At 32.9% G+C, this 12,329-nt stretch carries 10 protein-coding genes; 8 read left to right on the top strand and 2 right to left on the bottom strand.

Going from position 1 to position 12,329, the window contains the following annotated elements; all coding sequences use genetic code 11:
• The first annotated feature begins 36 nt into the window (after window positions 1-36).
• The 4 genes from AABL87_RS01435 to AABL87_RS01450 all read left to right on the top strand — a co-directional run bounded on the left by AABL87_RS01435 (window position 37) and on the right by AABL87_RS01450 (window position 5,012).
• Window positions 37-906, top strand: coding sequence for an SDR family oxidoreductase (locus tag AABL87_RS01435; protein WP_341276808.1), 870 nt, complete (start codon window positions 37-39; stop codon window positions 904-906).
• 172 nt (window positions 907-1,078) lie between these two features.
• A complete protein-coding gene (gene nhaA / locus AABL87_RS01440) occupies window positions 1,079-2,401 on the top strand; it encodes a Na+/H+ antiporter NhaA (RefSeq protein ID WP_006266538.1) in 1,323 nt (440 codons plus the stop codon).
• Between the two features lie 8 nt (window positions 2,402-2,409).
• Window positions 2,410-3,732: a DUF389 domain-containing protein gene (locus AABL87_RS01445; RefSeq protein WP_341276809.1), complete on the top strand. Its 1,323-nt coding sequence runs from the start codon at window positions 2,410-2,412 to the stop codon at window positions 3,730-3,732.
• 128 nt (window positions 3,733-3,860) lie between these two features.
• The gene (locus tag AABL87_RS01450; protein ID WP_341276810.1) at window positions 3,861-5,012 is read left to right on the top strand and encodes a DUF3179 domain-containing (seleno)protein; all 1,152 of its coding nucleotides are present in this window, start codon (window positions 3,861-3,863) and stop codon (window positions 5,010-5,012) included.
• A 76-nt stretch (window positions 5,013-5,088) separates the two neighbouring features.
• Here the strand turns inward: AABL87_RS01450 and AABL87_RS01455 are convergent, their stop codons facing one another.
• Window positions 5,089-7,104: a BCCT family transporter gene (locus AABL87_RS01455; protein ID WP_006266540.1), complete on the bottom strand. Its 2,016-nt coding sequence runs from the start codon at window positions 7,102-7,104 to the stop codon at window positions 5,089-5,091.
• Between the two features lie 286 nt (window positions 7,105-7,390).
• Between AABL87_RS01455 and AABL87_RS01460 the strand changes: the two genes are divergently transcribed.
• The gene (locus AABL87_RS01460) at window positions 7,391-9,367 is read left to right on the top strand and encodes a tetratricopeptide repeat-containing sensor histidine kinase (RefSeq protein ID WP_006266541.1); all 1,977 of its coding nucleotides are present in this window, start codon (window positions 7,391-7,393) and stop codon (window positions 9,365-9,367) included.
• Between the two features lie 3 nt (window positions 9,368-9,370).
• Window positions 9,371-10,006 (top strand): response regulator transcription factor, encoded by a 636-nt coding sequence (locus AABL87_RS01465; protein ID WP_006266543.1) that lies wholly within the window; start codon window positions 9,371-9,373, stop codon window positions 10,004-10,006.
• 7 nt (window positions 10,007-10,013) lie between these two features.
• Here AABL87_RS01465 and AABL87_RS01470 read toward each other — a convergent pair whose 3' ends face one another.
• A complete protein-coding gene (locus AABL87_RS01470) occupies window positions 10,014-11,003 on the bottom strand; it encodes a hypothetical protein (RefSeq protein WP_259638092.1) in 990 nt (329 codons plus the stop codon).
• Window positions 11,004-11,153: 150 nt separating this feature from the next.
• On the opposite strand from AABL87_RS01470, the gene AABL87_RS01475 reads away from it, so the two are divergent.
• Both AABL87_RS01475 and AABL87_RS01480 read left to right on the top strand, forming a co-directional pair.
• Complete coding sequence (locus AABL87_RS01475; protein WP_006266545.1) at window positions 11,154-11,549, top strand: hypothetical protein; 396 nt, start codon at window positions 11,154-11,156, stop codon at window positions 11,547-11,549.
• A 208-nt stretch (window positions 11,550-11,757) separates the two neighbouring features.
• Window positions 11,758-12,327 carry a hypothetical protein gene (locus AABL87_RS01480; RefSeq protein ID WP_006266546.1) on the top strand — a complete coding sequence of 190 codons (570 nt, stop codon included), beginning with the start codon at window positions 11,758-11,760 and terminating at the stop codon, window positions 12,325-12,327.
• Window positions 12,328-12,329 lie beyond the last annotated feature (2 nt).

Consider the following 12,329-nt stretch of genomic DNA (forward strand, 5'->3'; position numbering starts at 1 on the left):
ACTGTAGTTTTGTTATAGTAGTAATTTGTAAGTATTATGATAAATCAACAAATAAGAGTATTAGTAGCAGGAGCTACGGGATATTTAGGAGGTTATATAGTAAGAGAATTGAAACGAAATGGTTATTGGGTCCGTGTCTTAATTCGATCTGAAAATCAAAAAGAAAAGGTGCTTTTGGCAGATGAAATTTTTATAGGTGAAATAACTAGATCTGAAACAATAAAAGGGTGTACATTAACTATAGATTGGGTGTTTTCTACTGTGGGAATTACCAGGCAGAAGGAAGGGTTAACTTATATGGATGTGGATTACCAAGGGAATATGAATCTTCTTCAAGAAGCAGTAAAGACGAAAGTAAAGCGTTTTTTATATGTTTCGGCCATTCATGGAAATCAATTAAAACATTTAAAAATTTTTCAAGCAAAAGAGGGATTTGTAGATCAATTAAAGGTTTCTGGATTGGATTATCGAATTATTCGTCCTAATGGCTTCTTTTCGGATATGCTTGATTTCTTAATGATGGCTAAGTCAGGTCGAGTTTATTTATTTGGTAAAGGAGAGAAGAAACTTAATCCAATTGACGGTGAAGACTTAGCGCGGTTTTGTGTTGAACAAATGCAAGGAATCAATAAAGAATGCGCAGTAGGAGGCCCCGATGTTTTTAGTCAAAAAGAATTAGCGCAATTAGCACTAGATACTTTAGGAAAAAAAAGAAAAATTACTTGTTGTCCTGATTTTTTGCGTGTTCTTATTATAAAAGCACTTCGTTTGTTTACAACATCAAAAAGATATGGTCCTTATGAATTTTTCTTAACTGCAATGGCCATGGATAATGTAGCACCTAAATATGGACAAAAGCATTTAAAAGACTTTTTTGAAGAAAAAGCACAGAAATTAGTAGAATGATGTTTTATACTAAGATTTTCCTTAACTATATTTTATTGTAGTAAAAATCTTATAAAAGTTAAATAAGGATAAGAATTCATAGAAATAACTGTCGTATAGTAGCTAACAAAATTAATTTTCTATTTTTGAGTTTGTAAACTATGTATAACATTAAAAAAGAAGAGTTATTTTTATGAGGCAATTGGACAAAACACCTATTGAGAGGATGGTATCACCGATACAGCGATTTATGCAACAAGAAAAATCTGGAGGGATCGTTCTAGGTATAAGTGTGATTATAGCGTTAATATTAGCAAATACATCATTTAAAGAACAGTACCATCACATATTAGAGTATAAATTTGGTTTTCAATGGGCAGGCAATAGCTTCTTTGAATATAGTATTCATCACTGGATTAATGATGGGTTAATGGCTATCTTTTTCTTTGTTGTAGGGCTAGAGTTAAAAAGAGAGATTGTAGCTGGAGAATTATCAAACCCACGTAAAGCAATGCTTCCCATTGGAGCTGCATTAGGAGGAATGATTGTTCCTGCGGGTATTTATTTTTTTCTAAATCCAAGTGGAGAGATGTCTAATGGATGGGGAATTCCGATGGCAACAGATATTGCTTTTGCCTTAGGAGTCTTGTATTTATTGGGTAGTCGTATACCCTTGACATTAAAGGTTTTCTTAACTGCATTGGCAATTGTAGATGACTTAGGAGCGGTACTTGTGATTGCATTCTTTTATACTTCTGAGATTTCTATGTTACATTTAATCATTGGTGCTGCTATTTTATTAGTGATGTATTTGGGAAATAAAATGGGAGTTAGAAATATTATGTTTTATGCAATCTTGGGTATTGGTGGAGTTTGGACAGCATTTTTGCTTTCAGGAGTACATGCGACAATTGCAGCAGTATTAGCTGCTTTTACAATTCCTGCAAATGTGAGAATTAGCGAGAAAGTATATGGCGATAAGATGCAAGGTTTGTTAGATAGGTTTAGAGGCATTGATCCCAATGATAAAATTCCGACATTAACAAACGAACAATTGCATATCTTAGAAGAGATTGAGCATACAAGTAGTGCTGCTACTCCTCCATTACAACGTTTAGAACATATGATGCATCCGATGGTAACCTATCTAATTATCCCTATATTCGCTTTAGCTAATGCTGGGGTATCTTTAGATATTGATATGGATCACTTGTTTAGTACTAATGTAGCTCTTGGTGTAGCTCTTGGCTTATTAGTAGGGAAAGTAGTTGGAGTAGTTGGATTTACAGTGCTTTTAGTGAAATTAAAAGTAGCTCCTTTCCCTGAAGGAATGAATGTGAAAAATCTATTAGGATTAGGTTTGCTAGCTTCTATTGGATTCACAATGTCTTTGTTTGTAACTTCGTTAGCATTTACTAATGAGGAGTACATGACTCAAGCGAAGATAGGTATTTTTGTAGCATCCATCATTGGTGGTGTACTAGGCTATATGGTATTGAGTAAGTCAACGAAATAATGTTTTAAATGACTAGTAAGTTTTTTGATTACATCAATCTTCACAAAGGTGAGGAGAAGGGCGAAAAAGTCCTTGAAAATATAGTAGCAAATATTGCTTTTAAAGGATCAAATCTTTGGATTTTGGCATGTGCAATTATCATTGCGTCGATAGGGTTAAATGTAAATTCTACAGCGGTGGTAATTGGAGCTATGTTGATCTCACCATTGATGGGACCAATTGTAGGAGCTGGTTTTGCACTTGGTACCTATAACTTTTTATTACTGAAGATTTCTATTAAAAGCTTGGTTGTAGCTACAATTGTAAGTTTGGTTGTATCTTCAGTTTATTTTTACTTAAGCCCATTTAAAGATGTACAATCAGAATTACTTGCTCGTACTGCACCGACGATTTATGATGTGTTGATTGCTTTTTTTGGTGGATTAGTGGGAGTGATTTCAATTACTCGAGTAGAGAAAGGAAATCCTATTCCAGGAGTAGCGATTGCTACAGCCTTAATGCCTCCTTTATGTACTGCAGGATATGGTTTAGCAACTTTTAATTTTAGTTATTTTTTAGGAGCATTTTATCTGTATATGATTAACTGTTTCTTTATTTGTATAGCGACGTTCTTAGTAATTAAATACTTGAAATATCCTACAGCGACTGCACTAGATACAAAAAAGGAGAAACGTATGCGATACGGTATTAGTTTATTGATTTTAGTGTTGATTATACCAAGTTTTTACTTGGCCTATAATCTATTCAATGAGAAGAAATTTACCAAGACTGTTGAGGAGTTTATCAATACAGAGTTTACTGCTAGAGGGGTAACAGTTATCTATAAAAAAATTAATTATAATACCTCGCCACGTAAGGTAGAGTTAGCCTTTTTGGATAAGAAATTGTCTAAAGAGAATATAGAGATGTATAACCGACTTCTACAGGAAAAAGGGATAGATAATGTAGCTTTGACCTTCAAGCAAGATGAGCAAGATATCAAGTCTGAAATCATGAAGGAAATCAATAAACAAAATAGTAACCTATCCGAGAAAGACGTTATTATTAATGATTTAAAGCGCGAGTTAGCTAATTACAAAGTGAGCGAGCCTGGTCTGGTGAGAGAGATCGGAGTATTGTTCCCATCACTTGAGCAAGTATCTTTAGGTAAAGTAGAGCGAAACCTAACCGATACAACTAGTCAAGTTGATTGGGTGTTAATGTATAAAGATAGTGTTGTACCTATAAATTCGGAGAAGATACGTATCACGAATTGGTTAAAAGCTCGATTACAAGTAGATACTGTTTTAGTAGTGAATACATACCAGCCAGCTGTATATACTAAAGAGTAATTTAGTAATTATAAACATATCAAAGAGCTCCTTACTTATTTTTTGAGTAGGGGGCTTTTTTTTTTGTTACTAATGAGAAAAATATATTGTTAAAATGAAGTAAATTGTCATATGTAAAAAAGAGAAAGATGGAAACAGCAGTTTTAGTTTGCTTGAGTGTTTTATCTATATTAATAGGTATGTCAGGTGTTTATATGACAATGTTAGAGTTTGTGCCTGTTCGCTTGGTATATTATATGAATAGGGTACGTTTACCATTAGCAATAGTAGTTTTATTAGTAGTTTGGGGATTGACATTTTTTTGGTTAGACCAGTGGTCTTGGATAGGGTATTTTTCTCTTATATTGGCAATTTTAGGAGTGTTTCTGGCTTATCGATTAACGCAAGAACGCATGTTTATTGCAGTAGATTTTCCAGATATTATAGAGGTAACAACAGGTGATTTACTACCCGATGACAGTGAGTTAGCTGTGATAGAATACAATGGAGTGGTAAAGTGTTATCCTTTAGATTATGTTATTCACTACCATATTATCAATGATTGGTTTGGTTCTAAGATGGTGTCATTGACTTATTGTGCAATGTGTAGAAGTATCATTCCTTTTGATGTTACCGCTATAGGACCTTTATATGTTAGCTCGTTTAAACATGCCAATATGATTGTCTCTGATCGCAAGACAGGAACCTTTTTTCAGCAGGCTAACTTCGAATCACTTGTAGGGAAATTACACCCTAGTGAACTGATTGCTATTCCTTTTCAGATAGTGACTTGGAGGGAAGTAAAGAAAATGTTTGAAACCCCTGTTTTACCAGTATTGAAAGAAGGTGATCTAAAACCTTTTGAACTTCCAATTAAAGGATTGTGGAAACGCATTGTCGTTTCAGAATTCACACCAGGATTATCTAGTAAAAACAGGGATAAGACTTTTGCTGCTAGAACACGGGTTATAGGTATCGTAGATAAGATAAATAATGTAAACGTAGTCTATTTAAAACAAACTATATTAAATCAAGGATTAGTTGTAAATGAAACAGCTAATTTCTTTTTAGTAGCTCACCAAAACAATGTAATTGCTTTTAGATGGGATCACAAGCAGGATTTAGCGTTAGATTTATCAGCTAGATGTATTACAGCAGATAATGGTTTTCAACGTTGGGATTTGAATGGAAAGTATCTCTCGGGAGACAAAAAGCAGAATTTAGTTCTCATCCGGCTGTCTGATGAGTATTGGTTTTCTTGGAAACGCTTTCATCCAAATACTCAGTTCATTGATTTGTAATATATAAAAAGAACCATATTAACTTTAAACTAATATGGTTCTTTTTTGATACTAGAATAAGTTGACTAGTAATATATTATCTTAAACGATGATTGGAATCACTACTTATAAACATTTCATTTTTCTCTTCAGATATAATTTCAAGGAATCGTTCATAGTGTTTTAATACGTCAGAAATTAGCTCATTTTTAGTAAAGATGTGAACATCATAACCTTGTCTATAATCACCAAAATAAGCTTTTGGATAAAAGGTTTTATTATCGTTAATATCAGGTAAGTTTTCTTCTGATAATAAGTAATCAGAAACCATTTTAGACTCTGTTTTGACACCGTAAATAAAGTTATTTACCAAGTCGTGTTTAATCTCAATTTCTAGTCGATAAGGACCTTCATAAGTATTGATAACAGCATCAATATTATTTTTAGCAAATTCGGTTTCTAGCTCTTTAAAGGCTTCTTTGACTGTCGTATCAATAAATTTGTGTACAGATTCTTTATCGTCAAAGGATACAATTTGTTTTAATCGCTCTTTCCATGAATCTCCTGACCAGGTAACCGTTGTAGTAGAAAAGTCAGTTTCATAATATTTTTTATCGATAACTAGTGCTTTGATCAAGCTTACGATAAATAATAGCATTATAATAGAGAATGGAAGAGCTGTAATTAAGGTCATGCTTTGTAATGCACCTAATCCACCTGCGTTTAACAATAACAAAGCTAATACAGCTAGTAATACTCCCCATCCAATAGTTTGCCATTTAGGGGATATTCTAGCATTCTTGGTTGATATACTGTTCATTACAAACATTCCTGAGTCTGCAGAAGTAACAAAAAATATGATGATAATTGATATAGTTAAGAAGCTAGTAATTGAACTTAGAGGTAAGTACGCTAAAAACTCAAACATTAACGCATCTGGGTTGTTAGCAATAGTACTCAATGCACCATCAGCTACATTCATATCAAACCAAATGGCACTATTCCCGAATACAGACATCCAAATAAAGTTGAATAGTGTCGGTAGTAATAATACTGCAGCAATATATTCACGAATAGTACGTCCTTTAGAGATTTTAGCAATAAATAATCCAACATATGGAGACCATGAGATCCACCATGCCCAGTATAGGATAGTCCAGTCATAAAACCAGGGTTGTGTTTTATCATTAAAGGAGTGTGTACTAAAAGTCATGGTAAAGAAGTTTGATATATAATTACCAATACCTTCTGTAAAGCTTCCAATTAAATAAACGGTAGGGCCTAAAGCGAGTACGAAAACAAGCAATACGACTACAGCAATGATATTGATACTACTTAGTAGTTTTACACCTTTGTCTAATCCACTAACAGCAGAGATAATAGATAGAGATACTAATACAGCTACAATAAGTACTTGATAGATAAAGCTGTTTTCAGGTAAAATATTTAAGGTTTGAAGTCCAGAGTTAATCTGTACAACACCAAAACCTAATGTTGTTGTAATACCAAAGAAGGTACTACACAAGGCAAATACGTCAATCATATTTCCCCATTTACCTTTTATTTTATCTTTTAAAAGAGGATAAAAACAACTTCTTAGAGATAGCGGTAAACGATATCTATAAGCAAAATAAGATAGTGCTAGACCAACAATAGCATAAATAGCCCATGCGTGTATTCCCCAGTGAAAGAAGGTGTACATCTGTGCATCTTGTGCGCGTTGTAGTGCGGTATTGTTACTGAAAACTTCATTTGAATAGTGTTGGATCGGCTCAGCAACACTGAAGTACATTAGCCCAATCCCCATACCAGCAGCGAATAACATTGATATCCATGAAAAGAAGGAATAATCGGGTTTACTATTATTTCTTCCTAAGCGAATATTACCGTATTTACTGGCCATTAAATAAATCAAGAAGATAATAAATATAGTCACAGACCATACATATATCCAATTGAGGTTAACAAAGATGAATGTTTTGATTACGTTTAATAGCTCATTGGTTATCTGTGGAAAAATTGCAGCAAGTAAACTGACTCCAATAATAAAAATTAAACTTGGTAGAATAACACCTTTACTCAAGGTTGTACGTATTCTAGGAAATTTAGACATAATTTTTGTTTTTATGTATTAAAAATATAGTTTTATTGTTTTTGTTTCGAATATACATAATATTTAGTATTTTTTGTGGTTTTATTCTGTGTTTTTCGTTGTTGAGAATTAAAAAGAAGATGTTTTTGGAGTTTTTATTTCTAGTAAACTTTCATTTTTTTAAAGGTTAAAAATTGTAGTTTTGTCTTCTATAAAGCCTCAGAAGCATATGTTTTTTTGTTGCTTTATTTTGCTATTTTAGTTAAAAAGAATGCGGCAAATAATAAGAAATTAATACAAAATTGTTTTGAATTTATCTAATCGTGATAGTAGAGTAACTTTAATTTTTCAATTAGTAATCTTTTTTATTTTCACAAAGGGTATTGCACAGCAACCAGTGAGAGTTACTATTGACTCATTATCGAAAGTGTATTCCCAGAATGTATATTCCAAACCACTTGAAGCTAGAAAGGCCGCATTTGCTTGGTTAGCTTTAAGTGAAAAGCATAACTTAGAGAAGGAAAAAGCTCGTGCTTATTATTCTTTAGGAAATTTGAATTCTATTAATGGAGATTATAAGAAGTCTATAGAATATGCATTGAAGACTATTGAATCCTTAGAGAAATTAAAAATGGAGCAAGGTTTACCTGCTGCTTATAATCTATTAGCACTTAGTTATAAGAATTTATCGCTATACTCCAAGGCAATGGAGAGCTTTATGATATGTATTGAAAAAGCTAGAGCTGTAGACGATGTACTTCAAGAGGCAAATGCGTATCAGAATGTTGCTACACTATATATACAAAAGGATGAATATGATAAGGCTATAGAGAGCTTGAAAAGAGCGAATGATTTGTATAAATCTATTGAGGATACCGATGGGGTATTGACTACATTGTTTAACTACGCAAATATTTTGAAAGAGCAGCGTAAGTTTGATCAAGCTAGGGAGCATTATATGACTGTATTAAAGTTTCGTCAAGAGGAAGGAAATAAAACAGTGGAGGCCTATGTTAAAATTAACCTTGCTCAACTATTAGTAGAACAGCATAAGTTTAAAGAGGCTATACCTCACTTGGAGAATACTTATAAGCTTCTTGAAGAGTTAAATTATGTCACTGATATGGCTATCGTATTGAATGATTTAGGAGTGTGTGAGAGTAAAGTAGGGAATACAAAGAAAGCAATTAAGTATTTTGAGAGAGCATTGAGTATTACTGAAGAACGTTCTATATTAGCCTATAATACTAACTTTTTTTTGAATTTAGGTTCCTTATATGCAGATCAAAAACAATATGAAAAAGCATATAATTATTTATATCGAAGTATAATAGATAATACAAAATTTAATAGTATTGAGAAAGAGAAGCATTTAGCAGATCTGCAACAACAATATGAAACAGAATTAAAGGAAACTAAAATAGAGTTGCTGGAGAAGGAGCAAGAATTAAAAGAAGTAGAGCTTAGAGAAGTAGAGCAAGCTGTCATTCGTCAGAAACAACTTCGTAATACTTTTATCATTGGTTTTATTTTGGTGTCAATTCTCTTTATTATTGTGATGTATTTTTATCTACAACGTTTGAAAGTGCAAAGACAACTACAGGTGGAGGTTGAGAAAAATGCGAATCACAAGATTAATGAGATGGTTAAAGATCATAAAATTTCTATGATCGAGCGCTATCAGAAAGGACAAGAGGAAGAAAGAGCTCGATTAGCACGAGAATTACACGATGGAATAGGAAGTGATTTAGCAGGAATTAAGATTGCTTTTGAACATCATTTCTCTCAGCAAGATACGGGAGAACAAACTAAGCGTTTGCAAGAAGCAATTAACAATGCGTGTAAGGATCTGCGTTTGCTATCGCATCAATTGCATCCACTGGCTTTCTCTTCAATTGGATTTAGTAGTTTTTTGAAAGAATACGTCGATACTGTAAGTCAGAAAAATAATTTGACAATTAAAGCTTATTTTTTTCCAGAGACAGAAATTAATAAGTTGACAGATGATGTATTGGCTGGTGCATATCGCATCGTTCAAGAGTTGGTCAATAATATCGTTAAGCATGCTAAGGCTTCAAGTGCTGAGGTACAATTGACCAAACACGATGACCACCTCAATATTCTTATTCATGATAATGGCGTTGGGTTTGCCAATGTTAAGAAACAAGGGATAGGACTGCGCAATATAAGAGAGCGTTTAGAAAAACTCAAAGGAAGTATAGAAATAGATAGTAATGTTAAATATGGGACTTCCATAACAATTAATATACCTTTAAATAAATAAGTAGTGAGTAGAGTAAATATAATCATAGCAGATGATCATTTGATGTTCTTAGAGGGGTTAAACACTATATTACTTGATATGGAGGAAGTAAAACAAGTGCATTTAGCAACAGAAGGAACACAAGTATTACGTTTATTAGAGCAATTTGACATACAATTAGTCATTACCGATTTGAATATGCCCAAGATGGATGGAGTAGAGTTATTAACTAGGGTAAAGAGTAATCAATCAGATGTCAAGGTTCTAATTTTGAGTATGCTTGATAATCCTCGCGTTGTTCATAAGGTAATCCAAAAAGGAGCAGATGGTTTTGTACCTAAATTTACAAATAAGCAGGAGTTACAAGTTGCTGTAAGGGAATTAATCAATGACAAGCAATATTTCTCAGAAGTTATTAAACAGCGCTATATGGAAAGTGTATTTGATAAAAAGAAGTATCAAGATATTGAATTGACTCAACGGGAGAAAGAAGTTCTAGCACTTTTATCAGAAGAAATGACTTCTAAAGAAATTTCTGAGAAACTGTTTATATCAGTTAATACGGTGGAGACACATCGCAAGAATATCTTGTTGAAAACAGGATCTAAGACAACTACGGGAGCGGTAAAGTTTGCTATTGAATCAGGACTATTTGATTAGTGAATAATTAAAAGGTATACTTTATTGCTAATAGTGGTTTAATCTCTTCTACAATAGAAATAAACGAATTTGGTTCAGTAATCGGTACGATTTCTCGATGAGTGACTACTTTGTTGGTAAGATTAATCGTTTCTAATAAAGCAGCTGTTACAGGAGTCTTGTGATAGCTGTTTTTTTCTTGTTCTACTTCTTTTGTATCGATTAACAGATGTACCCACACAGCTTTAGTGAAACAAGCTGTATCTACATATAATAAAGAAAAATCATGGGAACTGTAGAGGTGGTCTAATCCCGCTAAATAATCCATACGCTTCGGCAGCAATTTTTCTTGTAAAGTTTTGAAATAATTAGTTTCTTGTTTTAGTAAGCATTCTTTGACCTGCCATGAGTCCTCTATGCTATGTATAACAATCATAAAAATATCCTCATTATAGGTTGGAAGATGGATAGTAATTGTGAAAATACTATTGATTTTTAGTGCGTCCTTTTGTTGATTTAGTAAGTATAAGAGTTTTTTAGTTTTCGTTTTCAGCTCATTGGGATTTGGGTTAAAAAGATATGTCATGGTTAATGAATCATAACTAATGTCAATACGACAATCTAAATCAATCATTTTTAGTTTTATATCTTCTTTGGTATAGTAGTCAGCTAAGGCATCTTGGTATTGTTCTTTTACTGGTTTAGCATAGGAAACACCTTGTTCAATTCTATTTTCATTTTTTAAAATCTTGGCGTCAAAGAATAAAACCCATCTTACTTGTGCTAATTGATGATCGTAGATAATAACCGAAAACATATTGGGATTCATATTAGAGGCATTAAAAAAGCGTCTAATTTCAACTGCTTTTAATTGACCCTTGAATTCATGTTCAAGATATTCTTGTATTAAACGATTTGCTTTTTTCTTTCTCATACCTCCCATAATGAGAGATAGATTATTTACAGCTAGTGTTAGTGATAGAAAACAAAACCCAATTATTAAAAGTGTTTTTAGCATTTTTTGTAAAGTTTGAATACAAGGTAAGATACTTTTGGAAATTTTCATATCACGGAATTCCGTGATAAGCGCAATTACCGAATTTAGGTCTATGAAACCAATAGCAAAGATAAGACCTTTGAAATGTTAATAATAGTAATAATATAAATCATGGGATTACAAGAAAAAAGAGCTTATACAGCAATAGAAGAGCAGTACGTAACTGAGTATCAAAAAGAATTGAATGCGATTGTAGGTAAAGAACTACCTATCCAAATCAACTGGGATACTTTCGAATTAGAGCATATTAAGTTTGTGCCAAGTGTATGTTTACAACGCTTAATGGATGCAATGAAAGAAGTGTGTAAAGATAATTTTGGGAAAGAAGCAGTACAAGAGTCAATGGATAAAATTGAAGTAAACTGTATTGTAAATGAAGGAGCTGAAGAAAATAAAAAATTAGACCTTTCTGGAAAAACTTTAACAATGACAGCTTGCTGGGGAGGACATCATAGTGGTTTCTTTACTGATTTAGTGATTAGAGAGTATTTAGAAAGCAAGTTATAAGAATATAAGGATTCTTTGTATAAAATTTTTAGTCTGACTTTTAATTTTTGATTTAGTTAATATCAACTAGATAGATAATAAAGGGGGATCATAATTAGATGAGTCTCCCTTTTTATTTTTTAATCATCGTGAACTAAGTCAGTAATAACCTAGTGACTAATTATATCTATAGAAGTATTTAATTAGTTTACAACTATAATTTAGAAGTATGAGTATAGAAAATTTTCCAAAGCTATTAGAAAGTATATTGCGTAAAAAAGGAGCGACGACAGAAGATATTGAGGCATTAGCAGATGCTGGAATTCAATCTAAAGAGGATTTCGTTATGATTGGTGATACGCGAACTTTGATAGAAGTTACAGCTATGGATATCGAAATAGCACATGTAATTATGCAGTGGGCTTTAGGTACACAAGCAGCAAGCTTGGCAGTTGCTGAAACCGTGGTAAAGCAAGAGGCAGTAATCGTAGAGAGTGCAGATGTTGTAAAATGTGCACATTGTCAAGCTAAGCAGCCGAAGGATTATAAAGTTGGTGATTTGTGTTTGTCTTGTGGACTTCAAGCAGAACCAGTTCACAATTGTTATTGGTGTTTGAGTACAGGACCAGGTCAGTTTTGCCGTTCTTGTGGAGCTGAGTTTGTCGCTTCTTCCGATTATGAGGTAGCTTTACAATTAAAGTTGGAAGGTGAATCGAAGTCAGCTATCGGTAAGTTAGTTAAAGAAATGACAGCAGTTCAAAAAGAAAATATTTGGGCAAAAATTAGAAAAGGTAGATAGAA

The organism is Myroides sp. C4067 (assembly GCF_038039665.1).
Classification (GTDB): Bacteria; Bacteroidota; Bacteroidia; order Flavobacteriales; family Flavobacteriaceae; genus Flavobacterium; species Flavobacterium odoratimimum.